The sequence below is a fragment of the Xanthomonas sp. NCPPB 3442 genome, assembly GCF_056725145.1.
This window is the reverse complement of record NZ_CM161514.1, coordinates 2898253-2922010: the sequence shown is the minus strand read 5'-3', so window position 1 is coordinate 2922010 and position 23758 is coordinate 2898253. Positions and strand designations below refer to the sequence as shown.

Here is a 23758-nt window from a genome sequence, read left to right as displayed (position 1 = left end):
CCAATCCCGAATCCCCAATCACCAATCCCGTACAATTGCGCCATGCCTTTAATCACTCTGCAAAGCGTCGACTACAGCGTCGGCGGCCCCTTGTTGCTGGAAAAAACCGACCTCACGATCGAGCCGGGCGAGCGTATCGCCTTGATCGGCCGCAACGGCGCCGGCAAATCGACCTTGATGAAACTGATCGCCGGCGAGCTCAAGCCCGACGACGGCGAAGTGCGCGTGCAACAGGGCGTGCGCATCGCGCGGCTGGAGCAGGAGGTACCGCAAGGGACCGGCGGCAGCGTGTTCGACGTGGTGGCCGATGGTCTGGGCGAGTTGGGTCATTGGCTGGCCGAATTCCATCAGCTCAGCCATGCCGAGGTGTTCGACGCCGATGCGTTCGGCAAGGTGCAGGCCAAGATCGATGCGGCCGACGGGTGGGCGCTGGATCAACGCGTCACCGAGACGCTGACCAAGCTGGAACTGGACGGCGATGCGGAGTTCGCGCGGCTGTCCGGCGGTATGAAGCGACGCGTGCTGTTGGCGCGTTCGCTGGTGTCCTCGCCGGATGTGCTGCTGCTGGACGAACCGACCAACCATCTGGATATCGAAGCCATCGATTGGCTGGAAACCTTCCTGAAGGGCTGGAGCGGCAGCGTGCTGTTCGTCACCCACGACCGGCGCTTCCTGCGTGCGTTGGCCACCCGCATCGTCGAGATCGATCGCGGCCAGGTCACCAGCTGGCCGGGCGACTGGGCCAACTACGAGCGCCGCCGCGAGGAACGGCTCAATGCGCAGGCGCAGGAGAATGCGCGCTTCGACAAGTTGCTGGCGCAGGAAGAGATCTGGATCCGTCAGGGCATCAAGGCGCGGCGCACCCGCGACGAGGGCCGCGTGCGGCGCCTGGAATCGATGCGCAACGAGCGCGTGCAGCGGCGCGAGCTCACCGGCAACGTGCGCATGGAAGTCTCGCAGGGCGAGTCGTCCGGCAAGAAGGTGATCGAGGCCAAGGAGGTTGGCTTCGCGTTCGGTGCGCGCACGATGGTCAAGGATTTTTCCACCATCATCCAGCGTGGCGACCGCATCGGCCTGATCGGCCCCAACGGCAGCGGCAAGACCACCTTGCTCAAGCTGTTGCTGGGCGATCTGCAGCCGCAGCAGGGCGAAATCCGCATCGGTACCAATCTGCAGATTGCGTATTTCGACCAATACCGTTCCACCCTGCGCGAAGACTGGAGCGCGATCGAAAACGTAGCCGAAGGCCGCGATTTCCTGGAAATCAACGGCAAGCGCAAGCACGTGCATGCCTATCTGCAGGATTTCCTGTTCACGCCCGAGCGCGCGCGCGCGCCGATCACGCGCCTGTCCGGTGGCGAGCGCAATCGCCTGCTGCTGGCACGCCTGTTCGCGCAGCCGTCCAACCTGCTGGTGATGGACGAACCGACCAACGACCTGGACGTGGAAACGCTGGAGCTTCTGGAAGAATTGCTGGGCGAATACAGCGGAACCTTGTTGCTGGTCAGCCATGACCGCGACTTCCTCGACAACGTGGTGACCTCCACGCTGGTGATGGAGGGCGATGGCCTGATCGGCGATTACGTCGGCGGCTACAGCGATTCGCTGCGCCAGCGCCGTACGCCGGTCGGCAATGCGATGGCGATGGCCAAGGCATCGGCCACTGCGGTGGCGACCGCGCCCGTGGCTGCAGTGCCGGCGGACACCGCTCCCAAGCGCAAGCTCAGCTACAAGGATGCACGCGAGCTGGAGCAACTGCCGGCCCTGATCGAGACGCTGGAGCAGCAAGTGGCCACGCTCACCGAGGCGATGAACGAGCCGGCCTTCTATCAGCGCGACAGTGCGGCGATGGCGGCCCACACCGCAGCATTGGCCGATGCGCAAAAGCACCTGGATGCGGCGTACGCGCGCTGGAGCGAGCTGGATAGTTGATCGTCGGTCGGCACGCGCAATGCGTGCCGTTCGCGCGTCTGGCGCGACGAAGGGCGATGGTGGTCTGCCATCGCGCCTGGATGCAGGCCGATGCGGGTGCGTAGCGATCCGTGTTCGCCGGAAATACCAGCGCTGATCGACAGCGCCGCATGGTGCCTGGGAAACATCGCGAGCGCTCATCAGGTCGGTGCGGGCGGCATGCAGGCAGCCATCGCTTCTGCACTGGGCATGTGGTGCCGGCGCCAGGCGTGTCCGCTCGGCCGGCTGCGCAGGCGTGCTGTTGGCTGCTCTCAGTCGCAGGCGCTTGCGGGCGCAACGAACGCGGCAAAGGTCAGCCCGCGTGCTGCCCAGGCGTTGGCGACTTCATCGAGGATGTCCAGCAAGGTGTCGCGGTCGTTGGGTGCCGTGCTGGCCAGCGCCTGGGCGCCGTCGATGAGCAGCGCATAGCCATGTGGCGAAGGCAGCCACGCCAGGTCGCGCAGGGCATCGCTGAGCGCGTCCCAATTGCGGCCGAAGCTGGCCGGGAAATCCAGTTGCGTGGCCAGGCGCATCAGCAGCATGCGTTTGTCGCTGCAGGCGGCCAGATCCACGCGCACGATGCGTAGGCCGGCATCGCGCGCAAGCGCTGCCATGGTGTCCAGATCGTCGGTCTCGGCCTGATACACCCCCGACTGCTGCGGATCGGACAGATCCAGCGCGAAGTCGCCAGCGTTCATGGCGCCTGGTCCGGGGTCGGGCCATCGAAGGCCTTGAAGCTCTGGTAATGATCGTCGCTGTAGTACCACGCCCCGGGCGGGGTGCCGCCGGTGACGATGCGGCGCGCGCCGCGATCCGGGCTGCCAGGGGTATCGACAGTGTATTCGCGGTAATAGCCACGCGGGCGTTCGGGCAGGCGATGCTCGCGGTTGCCGAACACGCCGCCATCCTGCGGATGCGGAAACGGGCCGCCGCGCTGGATCAGCACGATGGTGGCCATCGCCTCGGTCGGCAGAAAGGCGGGCAGACGCGGCACCTCGCGCGTCGGCGTGTCCGCGGCGATCGGGGCGTTGAGTTGCGGCGCGAACTGCGGCTTGGGCGTCTGCATCGCACGCATGCCCCACAGGCCGGCGACGAGCAGCGCGATGGCGACAACGAGCAAAGCGGGCTTGCGCATGAAGACGGTCCGAAATGGGTACGGCAGAGCAAGTATGCCGATGCGCGACTGTGTCGACTTTGAACGTGGCCGGCGCCGGGACGGTTCACGCCCAAGTAACCGGGACCTGGTGCAAGGTGTGCGGCGAACATCGTGCGGCATGCGATGGGATGAAGTTTCCCTGCCAGCACCCTTGGTAACCGCTGCCGCCGTCCTTACCATTCACCCCGCAACGCCCGGTCTTCGCCGGGCGGCAAGTCCAGGAGATACGCATGGCTTACACCCTTCCGCAGTTGCCCTACGCCTACGACGCGCTGGAACCGAACATCGATGCGCAAACGATGGAAATCCATCACACCAAGCATCACCAGACCTACATCAACAACGTCAACGCGGCGCTGGAAGGGACCGAGTACGCCGATCTGCCGATCGAAGAACTGGTCTCCAAGCTGAAGAGCCTGCCGGAAAACCTGCAGGGCCCGGTGCGCAACAACGGCGGCGGCCACGCCAACCATTCCCTGTTCTGGACCGTGCTGTCGCCCAACGGTGGCGGCGAGCCCAAGGGCGAGGTCGCCAAGGCGATCGACAAGGATCTTGGTGGTTTCGAGAAATTCAAGGAAGCCTTCACCAAGGCCGCCGTCAGCCGCTTTGGCTCGGGTTGGGCGTGGTTGAGCGTGACCCCCGACAAAAAGCTGGTTGTGGAAAGCACCGCCAACCAGGATAGCCCGCTGTTCGAGGGCAACACCCCGATCCTGGGTCTGGACGTGTGGGAACACGCGTACTACCTGAAGTACCAGAACCGTCGCCCGGAATACATCGGCGCGTTCTACAACGCCGTCAATTGGGAAGAAGTCGAGCGCCGCTACCACGCCGCGATCGCCTGAGGTCCTGCACCGGCGCCAGGCACTGCCTAGCGCTGTGACAGCGGCACCCAACGCACAAGGCCGGGAGCGATCCCGGCCTTGTACGTTTACTGCGCTGTGAGTAGGTGCGCTGTGGATAGACCCCGGTCGCGAGAGGCTTTGCAGGGAAGCCTCCGTGCTCGGGCGTGCTCCGATGTCTGCCGGGCAGCGGTAGTGCGAACGGGTCGATCAGAACTTGGCGTCGAACTCGCGGGCGTAGCCGGTGTTGACGATGACCTTCTGCAACGCGTCGCTGATCTTGATGTTGCCGGCCACGATTTGCTGCGTCTCAGGGCCCATGTTGTCCATGCGCGGCGGGGTGGCGCCCTTGTAGTCGCAAACGCGGCCACCGGCCTCGCGTACCAGCAGCACACCAGCGGCGATGTCCCAGGCTTTGACGCCCGCTTCGAAATAGGCGTCGGCGCGGCCGCAGGCCACATAGGCCAGGTCCAGCGCTGCCGAGCCGGTGCGGCGCACGTCTTCGGCCTGCACCAGCAGCGCATCCACGCACTTGAGCTGCGCACTGGCGCGCGCACGCTCGCGCGGCGGGAAGCCGGTGTGGACCATTGCGCCTTCCAGATCCTTGCGCTCTGCGATACGGATGCGGCGGTCATTGAGCACCGCGCCTGCGCCGCGGCTGGCAGTGAACAGCTCGTTGCGCAGCGGGTCGAAGATCACCGCATCGGTCGGTTCGCCATTTTCCACCAGTGCGATGGACACGCAGTAGTGCGGGAAGCCGCGCAGATAATTGCTGGTGCCGTCCAGTGGATCGATGACCCAGGTGTAGCGGCCACTCTTGCCGCCCTGCACGCCGCCTTCTTCGCCGAACACGGCGTACTCGGGGTAGCCGCGCTTGAGTTCCTTGATGATGACCTTCTCGGCATCGGCATCGACTTCGCTGGCGTAGTCCATGCGGCCTTTCTGCACCACATTGAGCGCATCGAGCTTGTTGATGCCGCGCAACAGCACATTGCCGGCGAGGCGGGCGGCTTTGACCATGACGGTGACGGCGGGTTTCTGCATGGTGAAAGCTCCCGTGAAGGCAGAATCGGACAATGGCGAAGGTAAAAGAGCGGTCCGGCGCGAAAGCCGGCCGCGCAGTTTACCATCTACGGCCGAACAGCTTCCCGATCTCCGTTCATGTCCGTCAGCCAGCGCATCCGATTTGTTCTTGTGGGTACCCAGCATCCAGGCAACATCGGCGCTGCAGCGCGTGCGATGAAGACCATGGGGATTTCGCGCCTGGTGCTGGTGGCGCCGGAGCGCGCACTCGACGAAGACGCCTATCGGCGCTCGGCCGGCGCAGAAGACGTGCTGAGCCAGGCGCCGATCTTCGCGACACTGGGCGAGGCGGTGGCCGACTGCACGCTGGTGATTGGCTGCACTGCGCGCGCGCGCCGGGTGGCGCTGGAAGAACTGCTGCCGGACGAGGGCGCGCAGCGTGCTCTGGCCAAGGCGGGCGAGCCGGCCGAGGTGGCCTTCGTATTCGGCCGCGAGCGTACCGGTCTGACCAACGACGAGCTGCAGCTGTGCCACGCCGCGGTCCACATTCCCTCCGATCCGCAGTTCAGTTCGCTCAATCTGGCCGCGGCCGTGCAGGTGCTGGCGTACGAAGTGCGACTGGCGCAGCTGGCGGCAGGCCAGGCCGAACGCGCGCCGGCAGCGGCTCCGGGCTTGCGCGACGGGCCGGCCAGCCACGCACAGCTGGAAGGGATGTTCGGCCAGCTGGGCGACACGCTGGACGAGATCGACTTCCACAAGGGCCGTGCGCCGGAGTCGGCGATGCGCAAGTTGCGCCGGTTGTTGCTGCGCGCAGAGATGACCGAGCAGGAGGTGCGGCTGATTCGCGGCATCCTGTCCGATGCGCAGCGCATGGCCATGCTTGCCAAGCAGGCCGGAAACTGACGTCTGTCACATCTTCAAAGATTCGGCTAGGCTGTCCGCGGCTCTAGGGGAGTGTCCGTTTTGCGCGGTCTACGATGGTGTCTGATTGCCTGCTGGCTGATTGCCGGGGCAGGCTTGGCCGTGACGGCTGCGGCAGCGCCTTCCTCGGTCCTGGTGCTTGGACGGATCAGCGATGATCCCGCCAGCCATTACGAGCAGCTCAAGCCCTTGCTGGATTACGTGGTGCCGCGCATGCGCGAGGTCGGGATCCGCCGCGGCGAAATCCTGATGGCGCCCGATGCGCGCCAGATGTCCAGCTATCTGCGGCGCGGCCGGGTCGATTGGGTCAGCGAAACGACCGGTGCGGCGATGCTGCTGGAACAGCGCGGCAGCGCGCATCCCTTGCTCATGACCGAGCGTGGCGGACTGCGCGACTTCCACACGGTGTTCTTCGTGCGCCGCGACAGCCCGATCCAGTCGCTGTCGCAGTTGCGCGGCCATACCCTGGCATTGCAGAACGCCTCGTCCACCAGCGGCTACCTGCTACCGGTGCTCGAACTGCTGCGCAACGGCATCGCATGCGATGTGCTGCTGTCGGCCGACGACACCCCGGCACGCGGATCGGCCGGCTATCTGATGGTGGGGTCGAAATTGAACGTTGCCGCGTTCGTGCACAAACATCTGATCGACGTGGGCGCGCTCAGCAACGTCGATTGGGACGACGAACGCCACATGCCACCGGTGTTCAAGCGCGACTTCCGCATCGTGCACCGCACTGCGCCGGTGCCGCGCGCGGTGGAAATGGTGCGCGCAGGAATGGACCCGGCCGTGGAGCAGCGTCTGCGGGTGGTGTTGCTGCAGGCCGCCTCCGACCCCAAGGCGGGCCCGGCGCTGAAGCGCTTTTTCGACACTACCGGGTTCCATCCGCTGGATCCCGCTAGCCGCCGACGTCTGCAAGAGTTGAGCGCGGGCGTGCAACGCGTCAGGGATCACGTGGAATGACTCAGGTGCGCTTCGGCTTGCAGGCACGCTTTCTCTTGGTGATGGCGCTGACGCTGCTGCTGGTCGGTGCGATCCTGGCTTCGCTGCTGCAGCGACAAAGCGCGATGCAGCGCGAGGTGCGCGGCTTGAGTGCGCAGATCCTGCACGAGCTGTTCGATCGCAGCCTGCGCACGCGCGGCGAAACGCTGGCGACCGAGCTGGCTTCCGGCTTGGCCAACCCCTTGTATTACTCGGACCTGGGCGCGGTGGGGGCGCTGGTGCGCAATGCCTCGCGCCAGCAGGTGGTGAGCTATGTGCTGGTGTTCGACCGCCATGGCCGGCTGGTGCATGACGGCACGCCGACCTTGCAGCGTTACGGGCAGGCCATGACCGATCCGCTCGCCGCCAAGGCGCTGGCGGCGCAGGCGATGGTGTTGCAGTCCTCGCCGGAGGTGCTGGATGTGACGGTGCCGATCAAGATCGGCGACCAGCGCATCGGTGGCGTGCGCGTGGGCATGTCGCGCGAGCGGGTGCGCAAGATCGAATCCGGCGCCAATCTCACCCTGGTGCAGAACCTCAACGCCATCGGCAAGCGTGATCTGGGGTGGTTGCTGGTCCTGCTGGCTGCGCTGGTCGGGCTGGGCGTGTTGCTGGCCATCTACGTGCAGCGCACGCTGGTGGCGCCGATTCGGTTGCTGGCGGCAGCGGCAAGGCAGATCGAACGGGGCGACTACGCGGTGCAGCTGCCGCCGCACCCCCGCAACGACGAGATCGGCGAGTTGATTTCCGCGTTCGGGCGCATGAGCGAAAGCATCGCCCGGCACGACCGCGAAGTGCGGCACATGGCCTACACCGACGCGTTGACCGGGCTGACCAACCGGCTGGGCTTTCGCGAGGGTCTGGATCATCTGCTCCACACCGCGCGCAGCACCGACAGCAAGCTGGCCTTGCTGTTTGCCGATATCGACGACTTCAAGCGCGTCAACGACACGCTTGGCCATGAGGCCGGCGACGAGGCCTTGCTGCAGTTCGCCAGCCGCATCAGCCGCGCAGTTGCCGCGCTGGGCGGCGACGATGCGATTCTGGCGCGCTTTGGCGGCGATGAGTTCGTGATCCTGCTGCAGAGCGGCGATGTCAGCCTGCTGGCGGCGCAACTGGCCGACCGGCTGGTGCACGAACTGAGCCGGCCGTTGAACGTGCAGGGCCGCGAGGTGTTCCTGGGGACCTCGATCGGCATCACGCTGTTCCCCGATGATGCGCGCGATGCCACCGCGCTGCTGAAGAACGGCGACATCGCCATGTACCAGGCCAAGGTCGCCGGCAAGAACTGCCATCGCTTCTACAGCCGCGCCGCCGATCACGCGGTGGAGCGCCGTGTGCACATGGAGCACGAGTTGCGCGGGGCCTGGGAACGCGACGAGCTGCGCCTGGTCTACCAGCCGATCTACCGCACCAGCGACCGTGTGCTGGTGGGCGTGGAGGTGCTGCTGCGCTGGCAGCATCCGGCGCTGGGAACGATCGCGCCGTCCACCTTTATCGATATTGCCGAGCAGAGCGGCCTGATCGAAGTGATCGGCCCCAAGGTGCTGCGCGCGGCCTGCCTGGAGGCGGCGCAGTGGCCAGTGGTGGGCGAGGGTTTGTTCGTGTCGGTCAATGTTTCGCCGCGGCAACTGCGCAGCGGTGCGCTGATCGACACCGTGGCCGGGTGCCTGGCCGAGTCGGGGCTGCCGGCCGCGCGCCTGCATCTGGAGCTGACCGAGACCGCGGTGATCGGCGACGAGATGATGGCGGCCAGCCTGCTCGACCAACTGCACCGCACCGGCGTGAAGGTATGGCTGGACGATTTCGGCACCGGCTTCTCCGGCTTGAGCCATCTGCGTCAGGTGCCGGTGGACGGGGTCAAGATCGACAAGAGTTTCGTTGCCGACCTGCAGCGCGACCCGGACGATCTGGCGCTGACCACCGCGATCATCAACATGGCGCACTCGCTGGGAATCACTGTGGTTGCCGAAGGCATCGAGCAGGAAGCGCAATTCAATCTGTTGCGCGAGCGCGGTTGCGACCTGGGGCAGGGCTATTGGTTCAGCAGGCCGTTGAGCCCGGCCGATATGGTCAAGCTGATCGCGGCGGGGTGAGTGCCCTCGGAGCGCGCCTGAGCGCGACCGGGCGTTACCGGTAAAGCGCCATCGCGCCCGGGTGCGCTCCTACGACCGGTTGCGCTGAGGTCCGGGCGGTTACAGCGGCCGCTTGCCGGTATCGCCGGGGATTTCACGCACCAGCCGCGGGACCAGGTAGCCGGACAGGCGGGCAGCCAGCTCGGCATGCAGCGCGCGCGCGCGCGCATCGTCCACCTCGAAATGCGCCACCCCGGCGACCCGGTCGAGCTGATGCAGGTAGTAGGGCAGCACGCCGGCGGCAAGGCTGCGCTCGCTCAGCGCCGCCAGCGCATCCACGCTGTCGTTGACGCCACGCAACAGCACGGCCTGGTTGAGCACGTGTGCGCCGGTATCGCGCAGCCCCTGCACGGCGGCGTCTACCGCGGGGTCGAATTCGTTGGCATGGTTGGCATGCAGTACGAACGCCACCGGCCACGGCAGGCTGCGCAGCCAGGCTTGCAGTGGCGCATCCACGCGCTCCGGCAGCACGATCGGCAGGCGGCTGTGGATGCGCAGGCGCTTGAGATGCGGGATGGCCGCCAGGGCGTCGGTGAGTTCGACCAGCTTGGGTGTGGCCAACGAGAGCGGGTCGCCGCCGGAAAGCAGCACTTCCTCGATGCCGGGGTCGGCGGCGATCGCGGCCACCGCTTCACGCCAGCTATCGCGCGCAGCGGTCTCTTCGGCATACGGAAAGTGGCGGCGGAAGCAGTAGCGGCAGTGCACCGCGCAGCTGCCGGTGGCGATCAGCAGGGCACGGCCGCGGTATTTCTGGATCACCCCGGCAGCGGTCCGGGCGGCGGCATCGCCCACCGCATCCAGGCCGAAGCCCGGCACCGGCTGCATTTCCGCATCCAGCGGCAGCACCTGGCGCAGCAGCGGGTCGTGCAGGTCGCCATGGCGCATGCGCGCCACGAAGGCGCGCGGCACCCGCAGTGGAAACTGGGCGGCGGCGGCAGCGCTGATTGCCGCCGCTTGCGCATCCAGGCCCAGCAGCTGCAGCAGCACGCGCGGGTCGCGCACGGCGTCGCGCCACTGCTGTTGCCAGCGCGCTGGCTGCAGGGCGGGGGGCGGGGATGGCTGTAAGGCGAGGGGGGCTGCGGTTATCATGTGCGGTCACAAAACCAAATGCCCGCCGGTTGCGGCGGGCGCCCCATTCTAATCCGACCTGCTACCGCGTGGCGGGTCGTGGTCTTATCGAGGAGCTGCACCATGGCCACTGTTGGCATGAACGACGTCAAGAACGGCATGAAGATCCTGGTCAACAACGAGCCGGCGGTCATCACCGAGACCGAATACGTCAAGCCGGGCAAGGGCCAGGCCTTCACCCGCATGAAGTACCGCTTCATCAAGTCCGGTCGCGTGGTCGAAATGACCATGAAGGCGACCGACGATGTGGAAGTGGCCGACGTGGTCGATACCGACATGCGCTACCTCTACAGCGATGGCGAGTACTGGCACTTCATGGACCCGGAAACCTTCGAGCAGGTGCAGACCGACAAGGCCGGCATGGGCGGCGCCGACAAGTGGCTCAAGGGCGAGGAAGACTGCATCGTGACCTTGTGGAACGGCACCCCGATCTGGGTGCAGCCGCCGAACTTCGTCGAGCTGAAGATCACCGAGACCGATCCGGGCGTGCGCGGCGACACCTCCGGCGGCGGCGGCAAGCCGGCCACGCTGGAAACCGGCGCGGTGGTGCGCGTGCCGCTGTTCGTCAACCAGGACGAGATCATCAAGGTCGATACCCGTTCGGGCGAATACTCGGCGCGCGTCAAGTAATCCAGATGCGCTTGGGACGCCGGTCCGGTCGAGCAGTACGCAGCGCCAGTGTCCTGACGACGCCAGGAGCAGCCGAAGAAACGACTGCGCCGTTGCCAGGCTTGGGCGGCCGGTGTCTGGAATCTGCATGGGCCACGCGTGCACTGCCGGTCCCGTGCGCCATTGGCTCGCACCTGACGGCCGCGTGCGTCGCGTTGCTGGCCGGGCTGAGCGGCCTGCTGGCGGCGTGTCCGGTGCTTGCGCAAACCGCCGCCGCCACTGCCTGCGACGCGCAAAGCGTGGCGGCGGTGGCAGCTGGTGCGGTGTCCGGCGCCGCAGGGGCGGTGCCGGTCGACCATGCCGTGGCACAGACCTGCAAGCCGTGGCCGTACGACCCATCGATACGACTGGCGGCCATTGCGTTCGCCAGCGATGCCACCACCGAGGCAGGCGAACGCAACCTTGAGTTGCGCGTTGCCATGCTCGATGCCCGTACTGCCCAGGTCGTTGCCTTGTACACGCAGGACATGGGCGAAGATGCCGGCTTCGAACTTGCTGCCGACAGTCTGCGCCTGGATACCGCACGCTATGACCTGGCGCAGGGCGTGCGTGCGGTTGGCGTGGTGGTGCACAGCGTTGCGCGCGGGCCCAGTTGTCCGGATTTCGACAGCAACGATGCATTGACCTTGCTGGTGCGCGAACAGCGCCGGTTGCGCCCGGTGCTGCAGCGGGATCTCACTGTCTGGCGGCGGGTAAAAGGCGAACCGTGCAACTGGGGCGCGACGGGTGTGGTGACCGAACGCGGCACGCTCACCCTGTCGATGGACGCGCCGGTCCACACGGGCTATGCCGACATCGCAGTCACTGCCAACCTGGTGACTTCCACCACCGTCGAGGATGCAGACGACATCGAGCGCACGCACCGCCAGCGCCAGGTGCTGCGCTACGACGGCACGCGGTATGCGCCTGTGTCACGCTCCGACGACTCCTGGCCGTTCGGCAACTAACTTCAATGGATCCACTCATGACCAACGCTCCGCCCGAACCCTGCGACCTGCTGATCGAGGCCGGCTACGTCGTGCCGATCGAACCGCATGCGGTGGTGCTGGAAGACCACGCGGTCGCGGTCAGTCACGGCGTCATCGTTGCCGTGCTGCCGGCTGCCGAAGCACGCACGCGTTTTGCGCCCAAGCAGACCGTGTCGCGGCCCGATGCGGCGTTGATGCCGGGACTGGTCAATGCGCATACGCATAATCCGATGACGCTGCTGCGCGGCGTCGCCGACGACCTGCCGCTGATGGTGTGGTTGCAGCAGCACATCTGGCCGGTGGAAGCGGCGGTGATCGGGCCGGAATTCGTGGCTGATGGCACCACGCTGGCAATCGCCGAAATGCTGCGCGGTGGTACGACCTGCGTTAACGAAAACTACTTCTTCGCCGATGTGCAGGCGGCCGTCTACAAGCAGCACGGCTTCCGTGCGCTGGTGGGCGCGGTGATCATCGATTTCCCGACCGCATGGGCATCGTCGGACGACGAATACTTCGCGCGTGCCGGCGAACTGCACGACCAATGGCGCGACGATCCGTTGATCAGCACCGCGTTCGCGCCGCATGCGCCGTATACCGTGAACGATGCCAACTTCGAACGCGTACGCATGCTGGCCGACCAGCTCGACATCCCGGTGCATCTGCATACGCACGAAACCGCGCAGGAAGTGGCCGATTCGATCAAGCAGTACGGCCAGCGCCCGCTGGCGCGGCTGGATCGCCTGGGCCTGGTCAACGACCGCCTGATCGCGGTGCACATGACCCAGCTCACCGATGCGGAAATCCATCTGTGCGCCGAGCGCGGCGTCAGCGTGGTGCATTGCCCCGAATCCAATCTCAAGCTCGCTTCGGGCTTTTGCCCGGCATGCGCGCTGCAGCGTGCGGGCGTGAATCTGGCCATCGGCACCGACGGCTGCGCCAGCAACAACGACCTGGACATGTTCAGCGAAAACCGTACCGCCGCCATTCTGGCCAAGGCCGTGGCCAACGATGCGACCGCGCTGGACGCCGCGACCACCTTGCGTGCGGCCACGTTAGGCGGCGCGCGTGCCTTGGGCTTCGGCGACAGGATCGGCTCGATCGAGGTCGGCAAGCAGGCCGACCTGGTCTGCGTGGACCTGTCTGCACTGGAAACCCAGCCGCTGCATCATGTGCTGTCGCAGCTGATCTACGCGGCTGGCCGCCATCAGGTCACCGATGTGTGGATCGCCGGAAAGCCCAAACTGGTACAGCGCGAGCTCATCGACATGGATACCGCCGCCCTTCTCGCCAATGCGCGGCAGTGGCGCGAACGCATCTGCACCGTCCGCGCCTGAGCGCGCGTCACCGCATCACGGAGCCCCCGCATGAATTCGAATACGCACGCCAAATCCAGCAATTTCCATCAGAGCGAGCTGGATAAATTCGCCGCGCTGGCCAACCGCTGGTGGGATGCCGACGGCCCGCAGAAGCCGCTGCATGCGCTCAATCCTGTGCGTCTGGAGTATGTGTCCGCGCGGCTGGAACTTGCCGGTGCGCGCGTGCTCGATGTCGGCTGCGGTGGCGGTTTGCTCAGCGAATCGATGGCACGTCTGGGCGCGCAGGTGACTGCGATCGACCTGGCGCCGGAACTGGTGAAGGTGGCGCGTCTGCACAGCCTGGAATCGGGCGTGCAGGTCGACTATCGCGTGCAATCGGTGGAAGACCTGGCCGCCGAACAGCCGGGCAGCTTCGATGCGGTGACCTGCATGGAAATGCTCGAACACGTGCCGGATCCGACCGCGATCATCCGTGCCTGCGCCAGCCTGCTCAAGCCGGGCGGCAAGCTGTTCCTGTCCACGCTCAATCGCACCCCTGCCGCGTTCGCGCTGGCGGTGGTGGGCGCCGAATACATCGCGCGCCTGCTGCCCAAGGGCACGCACCACTACAAGGATTTCATCAAGCCGGCCGAGCTTGCGGCGTGGCTGCGCAACGCCGGGCTGCAGCTCGAAGACGTCAGCGGCATGCTGTACGAGCCGTGGCGCAATCGCGCCCGCCTGTCCTCGCGTACTGAGGTGAATTACCTGGCGTATGCGGTGAAGCCGTGATGGGCGGGGAATCGGGAATCGGGAGTCAGGAATCGCAAAGGCGGTTGGCTGAGGGTTTGAGATTTTCTCGTTTCGGGTGGAGTGCATGCAGTTGCAGGCCCGTGGCGCTGTGGTGAGTTTCCCGCGCACGGTGTTGTTCGATCTGGATGGCACCTTGCTGGACAGCGCGCCGGACATGCTGGCGACAGTCAACGCCATGCTGGATGCGCGTGGGCGTGCACCACTTGCGTTGGCGTCGCTGCGCCCGGTGGTTTCCAAAGGTGCGCGTGCGATGCTCGGCGTGGCCTTTGCCGAGCTCGATGCCGCGGCGTGCGCGGCGCTGGTGCCGGAATTCCTGCAGCGCTACGAAGGCCTGATCGGCACGCAATCGCAGCTGTTCGATGGCATCGAACAGATGCTGGTGCGGCTGGAGGATGCCGGCTGCGTGTGGGGCATCGTCACCAACAAGCCCGAATATCTGGCACGCCTGATCCTGCCGCAGTTGGGCTGGGAGCAGCGCTGCGCGGTGCTGATTGGTGGCGACACGCTGGCCGAGCGCAAACCGCATCCGTTGCCGCTGGTGATAGCCGCAGAACGCATCGGCGTTGCACCTGCGCAATGCGTGTATGTGGGCGACGATGAGCGCGACATCGTGGCTGCGCGCGCGGCGGCGATGGCGTCGGTCGCGGCGTTGTGGGGCTATCGTCTGGACGACGACGACCCGACGCACTGGCAGGCCGATGTGCTGGTCGAGCAGCCGCAGGCACTTTGGAATGCGGCAACGTGGCCGCAGATCTGATCTTTCTTCGTATTTTTCCGGACCCGCCATGAGCCAATCCAGCGCGCTCGACAGTTTTCTCGACAAGTGGGCCACCCGCTGGCCGGAATGGTCGGTTGCCGAACCGTTCGTGCCCGAGCCGCAACGCCGTCTGGCAGTTGCCTGGTTCGCGTTGCTGCAGGAATGGGAAGACATCATGAATATCGCCGGCGACCCGTTGCCGGCCGATGCCAAGCTGGCGTGGTGGCAGCAGGAGCTGCGTGACTGGTCCAGCCAGCGCTCGCGCCATCCGTTGGGGCGCGTGCTTGAACCGGTGCGTGCGCCGTGGTCACAGCTGGCCGACACCTTGCCGGCCATGCAGGCCGCGCGCGTCCAGCCACAATCGCTGCAGCACGCGCTAGGGGCACTGCGCACGTTCGCCGAGGCGGTGATTGCGGTGGAAGCGGTGCTGTTCGCACGGGCACGGCCTGGCGATGCCACTGCGGTGGCGGTGCAATGGCTGGATGCACGCCAACGCGTGGCCGGCGACGGCGCAGCGCCCGGTGGCGTTGCCACGTCCGCCTGGCGCACGCAGCTGTTGCAGGCCTGGCCGCGCAAGGTCGCGTTGGCGCGGCCGCACCGGGTGTGGTCGCGTCTGGCACGGCTGCGCTTGCAGCGCGAGCTGGCGGGCAAGCCTGCGTACCCGCCGCCGATGCAACAGCTCTGGCATAGCTGGCGTGCCGCCAGCGGCACCGATTAAGCGGCGCCGGTACGTCAGCTGCGTGCGCAGCATGCGCGTGTGTGGCGTGACGGGCGCGGCGGCCCAGTCTGTCGTGTTCGGAGCGGGCCGATTGGCAGCACAGCGCTAAGGTAATGACAGCGCCAATCGTGCGTAGGCCTTGCGACGCAGTCAGGCCGTTCGCACGCCCTCTTATCGGCAGCCGGTGCGCTGCCGTTGTCGCGGCCGAGACGACCCGCGCGACGCCACGCACACGCAGGGATCCCGGCAGGAATTCCGGCTCGACGCGCGAGGCCGCAAGCACGGGCAATGCCCGGCTTGCGGCGCAGTTGCGGTGAAGCATCGACTCAATTGGCCGCGCCGGGACCGCTATTGTTGTATTCGTAGAAACGGTTGGCCGAATTGGTGCAGTTGCTGCTGCAATACGGGCGGCCGACCGTTGATGCATTCCATGGCGCGGTCTTGCGGATATGGCTGCCCAGGGTCGAGTCACGTACCGTCACCTGGCCGTTGGGCGAAGTGCCGTTGACGTAAGAGCTCAGGCTGCCGACGCTCTCGTCCCACGCACGTCCAAGATAGGTGTTGTTGCCCGGGGAGCCGGAGACACCGGTAAAGCTGCTGTTGATCGCCAGAAATCCGTAGCTGCTGCCAGGACGCGTGCTGGGCGCAAAAATATAGCCGCCGCGGCTGCTGCCCAGGCGTGCGCCGGTGGAACGGATGGTGGCGCCATCGAAAACACCGACGCCGGAGCCGAAGATGAAATCGACATCGCCTTCGATGGTGCTGTTCTTGAAATACGCCCGGATCACATTGGACGCGCTGGTCGCGCTGATCAACAAGGTGTCCTGGTTGCCGGTCACCAGGACATCCTGGAAGTTGGCCTTGTCGCCACGCACAGCCAGCGCCACCGCCGATTGATTGTTGTCGGTGTAGGTGCCTTCCACATAGTTGTTGTCCACGCGCAGGTGGCGCGCCTCGAAATTCGCCGCGCGCACGGTGAACGTCGCGCTGTTGGAGGTGCCAACCGTGGTCGCCGACGCATTGCTCGCACACGGGTGGCTTGCGGTGCCGGCTGGCTTGGGAGTGGGGTTGGCATTGTTGAAGCGGATGACGGTGTCGCCGGTATTTGTGCCCAGCCCGAACAGCGTCAGCGGTGGCGCATTGTTCGGCACGCAGACCAGCTCGGTGTAAGTGCCCGCCTTGATGCTGATATAGCGACGTGTGGTGCCGCCGGCAGCCACGGCAGCGTCGATGGCAGATTGCACGGTGCGGTAGCGTGTTGAGCCGTCGGCCGCCACTGCGTAATCGGCACTGAGTAGGGCGACACCTGCGGTGGGGTTCCAGTTATCGGTCACCAATGCGCTGATCGGCCCGGCTTTGGCCAAGGCTTTGGCGATCGTATAACTGCTCGCTTCGCTGCTGGTGAGTTGCGGCCGTGTGGCAGTGCCGGTCAATGCCAGCGCAGTGGCGCTAACAAGGCTCAGCACTGCGGCAGCGAGACAGGTCGAACGGATGTGCGTTGCAGACATGTGGTGGCGCTCTCTCAGAAGGGGACGTATGCGCAATACGCTGCAGATGCCGGCAAGCCAGGAGCGACGACGACGCCGGTGCGCGCTCGCCTGATAAACGATCGCAACAGGTGTCCGGCCGCTTCAGGATTCGGAAGCAATGCAGCGCAGGTGCAACGACGGTCGTTGCCATGCGCGGTTCTCGTTCGTGCCGCACCAGCGGCCGGCCGATCCTACTGCCGTGTTCGTTTTTCGGCTGATGACGTATCGGCCAATGTGCCGGAACTGCGAATCGGTCACGCTTTGCGGGCCGGTACTGGCGCTACAGGCCATGTGCGCACGCGGACCATATTGCGGTTGCACAATGACGGCGATTCGAGATGCGTCCTCACATGCCGTGGGCGCAGGGCCTTTCAGACTGACTCACCCGCGTACACGCGCATGTCAGGAATCGAAATGGCAGACACCAAAGAGTTGCAGGAAAAATTCTGGAAGGCGCTCAAATCCGATCGCACCGTGATGCTGGGCCTGGACGGTGTCGAAGACGGTCATGCGCGTCCGATGACCGCACAGATCGAAGGCGATAGCGGTGGACCGATCTGGTTCTTTACATCCAAGGACAACGCGTTGATCACCATGCTGGGGCAGGGCCGCCGCGTCATCGGCGCCTTCAGCAGCAAGGGCCACGATTTGTTCGCCAGCATCAGCGGCTCGCTGCGCGAAGACACCGACCCGGCCATGGTCGACCGGTTGTGGAATCCATATGTCGCTGCGTGGTACGAAGGCGGCAAGACCGATCCGAACTTGGCGCTGCTGCGCCTAGACGCCGACCATGCGCAGATCTGGCTCAACGAGTCGAGCCTGCTGGCAGGGATCAAGGTGTTGTTGGGCGTCGACCCGAAGAAGGATTATCAGGACAAGGTGGCGGACGTTCCGCTGCGCTGAAATCTGGGGCGCACGCGCCACCGTCAAGGTGGCGTGTGCGCACTGGTTGCGCGATTTGCTCCGCTCACCGCTGTGCGACGGTCGCATTGCCACGCTGGCCCGCCAAGCGGAGCGTGCCGATGCGCGTGCATCACTTCAACTGCATCTCCACCTGTCCGCTGGGCGGCCATCTCATGGACGGACGTACGCCAGGCGTCCTGGATCGCGGCCATCTGTGTTGCCATTGCTTGTTGGTGGAAACCAGCGCCGGGTTGGTACTGATCGATACCGGTTTCGGCCTGCGCGATGTGGCCGAGCCACGTGCGCGCCTGAGTCGGTTTTTTCTGGCCCTGGTCAAGCCGGATTTGCGCGAGGAGATGACCGCAATCCGGCAGATACAACGGCTGGGGCTGGACCCGCGCGATGTGCGGCACATCGTGCTGACCCATCTGGATTTCGACCACGCCGGCGGGCTGGACGACTTTCCGCATGCGCGCGTGCACCTGATGACGAGCGAACGCGATGCCGCACTGGCACAGCGCACCTGGATGGATCGCCAACGCTTTCGTCCGCAACAGTGGTCTACGCGCGGGCAGTGGCGCACCTACGACGGTGCAGCAGGCGAGCGCTGGATGGGGCTGGAGTGCGTGCGCGACCTGCATGGATTACCGCCAGAGCTTCTGATGGTGCCGCTTCCCGGGCACACGCTGGGTCATGCCGCGGTTGCGGTGCACACGCCGGCACGATGGCTGCTGCTGGCAGGCGATGCATATTTCTTCCATCGCGAAATGGATCCGGACGCGCCTTACTGCACGCCAGGGCTGCGCGCATATCAATGGATGCTGGAGAAGGACCGCGCCGCGCGCTTGAGCAACCAGCAGCGCCTGCGCGCTCTACGGCAACAGCATGCAAGTGAGGTGGAAGTGTTCTGTTCGCACGATGTGAGCGAGTTCGAGCGTATTGCCGGGCAGCCGGCCCGCCTGCCGAGCGGCGCCTTGCTGCACGCACCCACGCCGCAGTGATCCGCGCTTCACCACGCGCCAACGCACCGCAGCGCGATGATCTGCCACCGGCACAGCGCGCTTGCGTGATGACGCCATTCCAGGAGATTGAACATGCAGCAGATCGAAATTGGCCAGATGGTATTTCTACGCGATGGCGAAGTCGGCGTCGGTGCCGTCCGCGACATCCGCAACGATGGGGACGAACTGGTCATCAATATCGAAAATGGCGGCGACTTCGTGCTGCCTGCCTCGGTGGTGCGTGATGTGCACTCGGGAAAGGTGATGCTGGATGTCGACAAGCTTCCCGATGATGTACGCAACGCCTTACGTCATCCGCATGACAACGAACTGCAAACCAGCACCTATGCCGCCAGCAATACGCAGGATGGGGCATTGAAGTGACGGATTGATTGCGAATTGCGCGGTGTGACTCCTGGTCAGTACACGCCGCGCAGTTCAGTCCGGCAGCAAGAACGTGCGCGGCGCGATGTCGGCAGGCCCTGCCAGCGACGCAGGTTGTTCGGCTTCGTCTTTCAACTGCACGCCAGAGAGCCTGCGGCGAAATACCTCGCGCAGCAGATACGCCAATTTGTGGGTCGCCTCGGCATAACTCAGTCCTTCGGCGCGAATGTTGGAAATGCAGTTGCGCGCTGCATCGGTGAGCCCGACGCGGGGCGTGTAGGTGAGATACAGGCCCAGGCTGTCGGGCGAGCTAAGGCCCGGCCTTTCGCCGATCAGCACGATCACGGCGCGTGCGTTGAGCAGTTCGCCGACCTCATCGCCGATCGCCACGCGCCCTTGCGCCACCAGCACCACCGGCGCGAGCGACCAGCCTTCCTGCGATGCCAGTGCATCGATCTGGTCGAGCATGCGCGCGGCATGCCGATGCACGGCCAGCGCAGACAGCCCATCGGCGATGACCACCGCAACATCCTGTCCGCCGCCATGCACGGCCGTGAGGCCGCGTAGCTGGGCGGCGGCTTCTTCGGCCAGGCGCCGTCCCAGATCGGGACGTTGCAGATACTGATGACGATCGGTGGCAGCGCTCTGCAGCAGGATGCTGCTGCGCCCGCGTTGCTCCAGCGCGGCCTGCAGCGGTGCCGGGTCGAATGCCAGATGCACCGCATCGCGTGCCTGCGCATGCGCCAGCTGGAACTCCAGGTGCGCGTCCGTAGGCAGGCTGGTCCCCACCCGGCCCAGCGCAATGCGCGCTGGCGTCCGTTGGCGCAGGTGCGCCCAGGCATCGCAGGGCGGTGTGGAGGGTGCGCTCATGGCGCCGCTCTACCGCTGGCCTGTGCCAATGCACGCCGAAATGGCGCCGGTACCTCGCTGCCAAGTTCGAAGCGGCCATCGCGCAGCCGCAGGATGTCGTGCTGCTCCAGCCATCGTTCGAACTCGGGTGCGGCGCGCAGGCCGAGTGCCTGGCGCGCATACAGCGCATCGTGAAACGAGGTGGTCTGGTAGTTCAACATCACATCGTCCGAGCCGGGGATGCCCATGATGAAGTTGATGCCGGCAGTACCGAGCAGGGTGAGCAACACGTCCATGTCGTCTTGATCGGCTTCGGCATGGTTGGTGTAGCAGATGTCGCAGCCCATCGGCACGCCGAGCAACTTGCCGCAGAAGTGGTCCTCCAGCCCGGCGCGGACGATCTGCTTGCCGTCGTAGAGATATTCCGGCCCGATGAAGCCCACCACGGTGTTTACCAGCAGCGGTTTGTAGTGGCGCGCTACCGCATAGGCGCGCACCTCGCAGGTCTGTTGATCCACGCCGTGGTGCGCATTGGCCGACAACGCGCTGCCCTGGCCGGTTTCGAAGTACATCACGTTGTCGCCGACGTTGCCGCGACGCAACGACAGGCCCGCTTCATACCCTTCCTGCAGCAAGGCCAGGTTGATGCCGAAGCTGGCATTGGCCGCCTCGGTGCCGGCGATGGACTGAAACACCAGATCCACCGGCACGCCGCGGCCGATCGCTTCGATGGTGGTGGTGATGTGCGCAAGCACGCACGATTGCGTGGGAATCTGATACCCACTGATCACCGCATCGAGCATGCGCAACAGGGCCGTGGTTGCGGCCAGGCTGTCGCTGGCCGGGTTGATGCCGATCACCGCATCGCCGTTGCCGTACAACAAGCCGTCGAGCACGCTGGCGGCGATGCCGGTGGCATCATCGGTGGGGTGGTTGGGCTGCAGGCGTGTCGACAGGCGTCCGCGCAACCCCAGCGTGTTGCGAAAGCGGGTGACGACCCGCGTTTTCTGCGCCACCAGGATCAGGTCCTGCACCCGCATCAATTTGGACACCGCGGCCACCATTTCCGGCGTCAGGCCGGGTGCCAACGCGGTCAATGCAGCTTCGTCGGCCTGCGCACTCAGCAGCCAATCGCGAAAGCCGCCCACGGTGAGATGCGCCACGGCGGCAAATGCAGCGGCATCGTGCTGGTCGATGATCAGCCGGGTGACTTCGTCTGCTTCATACGGTACCACTGCTTCGTCGAGGAAGTGCCGTAGCGGCAGATCGGCCAGCGCCATCTGTGCGGCCACGCGCTGCAGACCGGAGTCGGCGGCAAGACCGGCCAGCTGGTCGCCGGAGCGCGCAGGCGTCGCCTTGGCCAGCAGCTGCTTCAGATCGGCAAACTGAAAGCGTTCGCCGCCTGCGGTGAAGGCAAACCCGCTCATCCGGCGCTGGCCACAGGCGTGTGTTGCGTGCGCAGGCTCAGGACGCAACACGCCGCGCCGAACAGCAGCAGGCCCAGGAAGATCAATGCCACGATCGGGTTGAACCACACCATCGCCACCAGGCACACCAGTGCCAGCAGCAGCGCAATGGCCGGCACCACCGGGTACCACGGTGCGCGGAAACTACGCTCCAATCCCGGTTCGGCGCGACGCAGCCTGAACAGGCTGAGCATGCTCATCACATACATCACGATCGCGCCGAACACCGACATGGTGATCATCGCTGCGGTCAATGACATGCCCTGGATCTTGACCACGCTGTCGCTGCAGATCGCGGCGATGCCGATGACGCCGCCGGCCAGGATGGCGCGATGCGGCGTGCGAAAACGCGAGAGCCTGGCCAGCCCATGTGGCAGGAAACCGGCACGCGCCAGCGCAAAGAACTGACGCGAATAGCCCAGGATGATGCCGTGGAAACTCGCCACCAACCCGAACAAGCCGATCCACACCAGCATGTGCAACCAGGTGGAACTGTTGCCGACGACGGCCTTCATCGCCTGCGGCAGCGGATCGTTGATGTTGGAAAGCTGGCGCCAGTCGCCGACGCCGCCGGCAAACACCATCACGCCCAGCGCCAACACCACCAGGGTGAGAATGCCGGCGATGTAGGCGCGCGGAATCGTGCGCCTGGGGTCTTTGGCTTCTTCGGCCGCCATCGCCGCCCCTTCGATCGCCAGGAAGAACCAGATCGCAAACGGGATCGCAGCGAAGATGCCGGAAATGGCGGCCGGCCCGAAGCCGTCGCTGCCGGCCCAGCCGTTGGCGGCAAAGCGCGCCACGCTGAAACCCGGTGCCACCACGCCCATGAACACCAGTAGTTCGATCACCGCCAGCAAGGTCACGATCAGCTCGAAGGTGGCTGCAATCGCCACGCCGACAATGTTCAAGCTCATGAAGACCAGGTAGGCGCCAACCGCTGCAAGACGCGGATCCAGCGTGGGGTACTGCACATTCAGATACGCGCCGATCGCCATCGCGATAGCCGGCGGCGCGAACACGAATTCGATCAACGTGGCCAGGCCTGCCAGCATGCCGCCATAGGTCCCGAACGCGCGCAGGCTGTAGGCGAAGGGCCCGCCCGCATTGGGAATGGCGGTGGTCAATTCGGTGAAGCTGAAGATGAAACAGGTGTACATCACTGCGACCAGCAGCGTGGTCACCAGAAAGCCGAGCGTACCGGCGGTGCCCCAGCCGTAACTCCAGCCGAAATACTCGCCTGAAATCACCAGCCCCACCGCGATGCCCCACAACTGCCAGGTACCCAGGGTCGGTTTGAGGTGCTCGTTGCGCATGTCGCACATCTCCTGCAGTCGGGGGAGGGGAGATGAAGCACGCCCGACGCCGAAGCGACGGACCGACCGTCGGCAGCCCAAGCGTCCACCTGCAGCGACGCACGACGGTCGTTTCGGTTATACCGCAAAGCCCGCTGGCGGACACAAGCACGACGGGTAGGTCGCCGCCGACCGGGTGTGTAGCGTTCCGGCGCAATGGTCGTGGGTTGCGTTTTTCTTCTGTCGTCGCAGGGTGTGGCCCGTTGTTAAATCGAGGGGGCCTGATCCAGTGGTCGCGATGCATCAAATAGTGGGGTCATCGCAGAATGACTCTGCAGCCGCACGCTAAGGCGGATCGGGATCATGGTCCATCAACGGGGCGGGGATGCGACCATTCGGTGTCATCCCCCTGACGACTGCGCCGGTAGTCGGGGCGCGCCGGTTCTGTCACGGTCCAGCGGGCTGCATGAACTCGATGGAAATATGGTCGGGACCGGACACGTAGGCGGTGAGCGTTCCTGTTCTCGGACCTCCCGGAATCGGCAGCGGCTTGCCCTTCGCCTTCCATCCGGCCGCCTCGACACGGCAGATGGCCGCATGGATGTCCCGGACGGTCAGCGCCAGATGGGCGGCCCCGATCGCACCCGCGCTGTCCGGCGACTGCCCATTCCGACGACCTTTGGAATATTGCAGCAACTCGACGATGAATCCGTCCGGAGCCTTCACGATTGCCGTTCGCACGCTCGGATCATCCACGCCGGTGACCTGATGCAGGAAATCGCCGCCCATCTGTGCCTGTCGTTCGAGCGTAAACCCCAGGGCCTCGGTCCAGAACCGGATCGCCTCGTCAAGAGATGAAACGGCAAACCCGATGTGATCAACGTTGGCCACGCCTGCATTGCCATCCACTGTTGCGGCTCCGTTCCAGTACGTCCGGGACGCGATAATTGGTGTGAGGGAAACTCGAGTCAGCAGAAGACCGGG

General features: G+C 65.4%; 23 protein-coding genes. 14 read left to right on the top strand and 9 right to left on the bottom strand.

Annotation, left to right across the window (positions count from 1 at the left end; all coding sequences use genetic code 11):
• Positions 1–42: 42 nt before the first annotated feature.
• Positions 43–1932, top strand: a complete 1890-nt coding sequence (locus tag AC1POX_RS12735) for an ATP-binding cassette domain-containing protein (protein ID WP_057681915.1) — start codon at positions 43–45, stop codon at positions 1930–1932.
• A 290-nt stretch (positions 1933–2222) separates the two neighbouring features.
• On the opposite strand, the gene AC1POX_RS12730 is transcribed toward AC1POX_RS12735, so the two are convergent.
• A complete protein-coding gene (locus tag AC1POX_RS12730; protein WP_008576164.1) occupies positions 2223–2648 on the bottom strand; it encodes a barstar family protein in 426 nt (141 codons plus the stop codon).
• Entirely contained in the window at positions 2645–3085 is a 441-nt protein-coding gene (locus AC1POX_RS12725; protein WP_122272990.1) for a guanyl-specific ribonuclease, read from the bottom strand. The genes AC1POX_RS12730 and AC1POX_RS12725 overlap by 4 nt, the downstream gene beginning before the upstream one ends.
• A gap of 251 nt (positions 3086–3336) precedes the next feature.
• Between AC1POX_RS12725 and AC1POX_RS12720 the strand changes: the two genes are divergently transcribed.
• Positions 3337–3948, top strand: a complete 612-nt coding sequence (locus tag AC1POX_RS12720) for a superoxide dismutase (protein WP_003486056.1) — start codon at positions 3337–3339, stop codon at positions 3946–3948.
• A gap of 207 nt (positions 3949–4155) precedes the next feature.
• On the opposite strand, the gene AC1POX_RS12715 is transcribed toward AC1POX_RS12720, so the two are convergent.
• On the bottom strand, positions 4156–4989 hold the full coding sequence (locus AC1POX_RS12715) for an inositol monophosphatase family protein (protein WP_005913068.1): 834 nt from the start codon (positions 4987–4989) through the stop codon (positions 4156–4158).
• 117 nt (positions 4990–5106) lie between these two features.
• Between AC1POX_RS12715 and AC1POX_RS12710 the strand changes: the two genes are divergently transcribed.
• From AC1POX_RS12710 to AC1POX_RS12700, 3 genes are read left to right on the top strand one after another with little or no spacing between them, the layout of a single operon-like run.
• Complete coding sequence (locus tag AC1POX_RS12710; protein WP_218502041.1) at positions 5107–5871, top strand: RNA methyltransferase; 765 nt, start codon at positions 5107–5109, stop codon at positions 5869–5871.
• Positions 5872–5922: 51 nt separating this feature from the next.
• Complete coding sequence (locus AC1POX_RS12705; RefSeq protein ID WP_033478490.1) at positions 5923–6852, top strand: phosphate/phosphite/phosphonate ABC transporter substrate-binding protein; 930 nt, start codon at positions 5923–5925, stop codon at positions 6850–6852.
• A complete protein-coding gene (locus AC1POX_RS12700) occupies positions 6849–8966 on the top strand; it encodes a putative bifunctional diguanylate cyclase/phosphodiesterase (protein ID WP_008573449.1) in 2118 nt (705 codons plus the stop codon). The genes AC1POX_RS12705 and AC1POX_RS12700 overlap by 4 nt, the downstream gene beginning before the upstream one ends.
• Positions 8967–9065: 99 nt before the next feature.
• On the opposite strand, the gene epmB is transcribed toward AC1POX_RS12700, so the two are convergent.
• Positions 9066–10094: an EF-P beta-lysylation protein EpmB gene (epmB, locus tag AC1POX_RS12695; protein ID WP_218558194.1), complete on the bottom strand. Its 1029-nt coding sequence runs from the start codon at positions 10092–10094 to the stop codon at positions 9066–9068.
• A gap of 102 nt (positions 10095–10196) precedes the next feature.
• Between epmB and efp the strand changes: the two genes are divergently transcribed.
• The 6 genes from efp (at position 10197) to AC1POX_RS12665 (ending at position 15350) form a co-directional block, all read left to right on the top strand.
• Complete coding sequence (efp, locus tag AC1POX_RS12690) at positions 10197–10763, top strand: elongation factor P (RefSeq protein ID WP_007962665.1); 567 nt, start codon at positions 10197–10199, stop codon at positions 10761–10763.
• 5 nt (positions 10764–10768) lie between these two features.
• Positions 10769–11749, top strand: a complete 981-nt coding sequence (locus AC1POX_RS12685; RefSeq protein WP_457853338.1) for a PA3715 family protein — start codon at positions 10769–10771, stop codon at positions 11747–11749.
• 17 nt (positions 11750–11766) lie between these two features.
• Positions 11767–13104, top strand: coding sequence for a TRZ/ATZ family hydrolase (locus tag AC1POX_RS12680; RefSeq protein WP_338334073.1), 1338 nt, complete (start codon positions 11767–11769; stop codon positions 13102–13104).
• A gap of 30 nt (positions 13105–13134) precedes the next feature.
• Complete coding sequence (gene ubiG, locus AC1POX_RS12675) at positions 13135–13854, top strand: bifunctional 2-polyprenyl-6-hydroxyphenol methylase/3-demethylubiquinol 3-O-methyltransferase UbiG (protein WP_008573443.1); 720 nt, start codon at positions 13135–13137, stop codon at positions 13852–13854.
• An 85-nt stretch (positions 13855–13939) separates the two neighbouring features.
• Entirely contained in the window at positions 13940–14632 is a 693-nt protein-coding gene (locus AC1POX_RS12670) for a phosphoglycolate phosphatase (RefSeq protein ID WP_008573441.1), read from the top strand.
• 28 nt (positions 14633–14660) lie between these two features.
• Positions 14661–15350 carry an isoprenoid biosynthesis enzyme family protein gene (locus tag AC1POX_RS12665; protein ID WP_014090355.1) on the top strand — a complete coding sequence of 230 codons (690 nt, stop codon included), beginning with the start codon at positions 14661–14663 and terminating at the stop codon, positions 15348–15350.
• A gap of 326 nt (positions 15351–15676) precedes the next feature.
• On the opposite strand, the gene AC1POX_RS12660 is transcribed toward AC1POX_RS12665, so the two are convergent.
• Entirely contained in the window at positions 15677–16816 is a 1140-nt protein-coding gene (locus AC1POX_RS12660; RefSeq protein WP_372357175.1) for a putative acyl-CoA thioester hydrolase, read from the bottom strand.
• Between the two features lie 462 nt (positions 16817–17278).
• Here AC1POX_RS12660 and AC1POX_RS12655 point away from each other — a divergent pair, with 462 nt between their 5' ends.
• The 3 genes from AC1POX_RS12655 (at position 17279) to AC1POX_RS12645 (ending at position 19167) form a co-directional block, all read left to right on the top strand.
• Positions 17279–17782, top strand: a complete 504-nt coding sequence (locus AC1POX_RS12655; RefSeq protein WP_031423038.1) for a pyridoxamine 5'-phosphate oxidase family protein — start codon at positions 17279–17281, stop codon at positions 17780–17782.
• A 119-nt stretch (positions 17783–17901) separates the two neighbouring features.
• Positions 17902–18783 carry an MBL fold metallo-hydrolase gene (locus tag AC1POX_RS12650; RefSeq protein WP_372356225.1) on the top strand — a complete coding sequence of 294 codons (882 nt, stop codon included), beginning with the start codon at positions 17902–17904 and terminating at the stop codon, positions 18781–18783.
• Positions 18784–18876: 93 nt separating this feature from the next.
• Positions 18877–19167 (top strand): hypothetical protein, encoded by a 291-nt coding sequence (locus AC1POX_RS12645; protein ID WP_008573429.1) that lies wholly within the window; start codon positions 18877–18879, stop codon positions 19165–19167.
• Between the two features lie 54 nt (positions 19168–19221).
• Here AC1POX_RS12645 and eutC read toward each other — a convergent pair whose 3' ends face one another.
• The 4 genes from eutC to AC1POX_RS12625 all read right to left on the bottom strand — a co-directional run bounded on the left by eutC (position 19222) and on the right by AC1POX_RS12625 (position 23722).
• Positions 19222–20037, bottom strand: a complete 816-nt coding sequence (gene eutC / locus AC1POX_RS12640) for an ethanolamine ammonia-lyase subunit EutC (protein WP_372356224.1) — start codon at positions 20035–20037, stop codon at positions 19222–19224.
• On the bottom strand, positions 20034–21443 hold the full coding sequence (locus AC1POX_RS12635; RefSeq protein ID WP_031423031.1) for an ethanolamine ammonia-lyase subunit EutB: 1410 nt from the start codon (positions 21441–21443) through the stop codon (positions 20034–20036). The genes eutC and AC1POX_RS12635 overlap by 4 nt, the downstream gene beginning before the upstream one ends.
• Entirely contained in the window at positions 21440–22804 is a 1365-nt protein-coding gene (gene eat, locus AC1POX_RS12630) for an ethanolamine permease (protein WP_008573423.1), read from the bottom strand. The genes AC1POX_RS12635 and eat overlap by 4 nt, the downstream gene beginning before the upstream one ends.
• 417 nt (positions 22805–23221) lie before the next feature.
• On the bottom strand, positions 23222–23722 hold the full coding sequence (locus AC1POX_RS12625) for a VOC family protein (RefSeq protein ID WP_051370116.1): 501 nt from the start codon (positions 23720–23722) through the stop codon (positions 23222–23224).
• Positions 23723–23758 lie beyond the last annotated feature (36 nt).

What these genes read in the sequence shown, in the direction of transcription:
- AC1POX_RS12735 (WP_057681915.1), top strand. Translation starts at nt 43, where the DNA reads ATGCCTTTAATCACTCTGCAAAGCGTCGACTACAGCGTCGGCGGCCCC.
- AC1POX_RS12730 (WP_008576164.1), bottom strand. Translation starts at nt 2,648, where the DNA reads ATGAACGCTGGCGACTTCGCGCTGGATCTGTCCGATCCGCAGCAGTCG.
- AC1POX_RS12725 (WP_122272990.1), bottom strand. Translation starts at nt 3,085, where the DNA reads ATGCGCAAGCCCGCTTTGCTCGTTGTCGCCATCGCGCTGCTCGTCGCC.
- AC1POX_RS12720 (WP_003486056.1), top strand. Translation starts at nt 3,337, where the DNA reads ATGGCTTACACCCTTCCGCAGTTGCCCTACGCCTACGACGCGCTGGAA.
- AC1POX_RS12715 (WP_005913068.1), bottom strand. Translation starts at nt 4,989, where the DNA reads ATGCAGAAACCCGCCGTCACCGTCATGGTCAAAGCCGCCCGCCTCGCC.
- AC1POX_RS12710 (WP_218502041.1), top strand. Translation starts at nt 5,107, where the DNA reads ATGTCCGTCAGCCAGCGCATCCGATTTGTTCTTGTGGGTACCCAGCAT.
- AC1POX_RS12700 (WP_008573449.1), top strand. Translation starts at nt 6,849, where the DNA reads ATGACTCAGGTGCGCTTCGGCTTGCAGGCACGCTTTCTCTTGGTGATG.
- epmB (WP_218558194.1), bottom strand. Translation starts at nt 10,094, where the DNA reads ATGATAACCGCAGCCCCCCTCGCCTTACAGCCATCCCCGCCCCCCGCC.
- efp (WP_007962665.1), top strand. Translation starts at nt 10,197, where the DNA reads ATGGCCACTGTTGGCATGAACGACGTCAAGAACGGCATGAAGATCCTG.
- AC1POX_RS12685 (WP_457853338.1), top strand. Translation starts at nt 10,769, where the DNA reads ATGCGCTTGGGACGCCGGTCCGGTCGAGCAGTACGCAGCGCCAGTGTC.
- AC1POX_RS12680 (WP_338334073.1), top strand. Translation starts at nt 11,767, where the DNA reads ATGACCAACGCTCCGCCCGAACCCTGCGACCTGCTGATCGAGGCCGGC.
- ubiG (WP_008573443.1), top strand. Translation starts at nt 13,135, where the DNA reads ATGAATTCGAATACGCACGCCAAATCCAGCAATTTCCATCAGAGCGAG.
- AC1POX_RS12670 (WP_008573441.1), top strand. Translation starts at nt 13,940, where the DNA reads ATGCAGTTGCAGGCCCGTGGCGCTGTGGTGAGTTTCCCGCGCACGGTG.
- AC1POX_RS12665 (WP_014090355.1), top strand. Translation starts at nt 14,661, where the DNA reads ATGAGCCAATCCAGCGCGCTCGACAGTTTTCTCGACAAGTGGGCCACC.
- AC1POX_RS12655 (WP_031423038.1), top strand. Translation starts at nt 17,279, where the DNA reads ATGTCAGGAATCGAAATGGCAGACACCAAAGAGTTGCAGGAAAAATTC.
- AC1POX_RS12650 (WP_372356225.1), top strand. Translation starts at nt 17,902, where the DNA reads ATGCGCGTGCATCACTTCAACTGCATCTCCACCTGTCCGCTGGGCGGC.
- AC1POX_RS12645 (WP_008573429.1), top strand. Translation starts at nt 18,877, where the DNA reads ATGCAGCAGATCGAAATTGGCCAGATGGTATTTCTACGCGATGGCGAA.
- eutC (WP_372356224.1), bottom strand. Translation starts at nt 20,037, where the DNA reads ATGAGCGCACCCTCCACACCGCCCTGCGATGCCTGGGCGCACCTGCGC.
- AC1POX_RS12635 (WP_031423031.1), bottom strand. Translation starts at nt 21,443, where the DNA reads ATGAGCGGGTTTGCCTTCACCGCAGGCGGCGAACGCTTTCAGTTTGCC.
- eat (WP_008573423.1), bottom strand. Translation starts at nt 22,804, where the DNA reads ATGTGCGACATGCGCAACGAGCACCTCAAACCGACCCTGGGTACCTGG.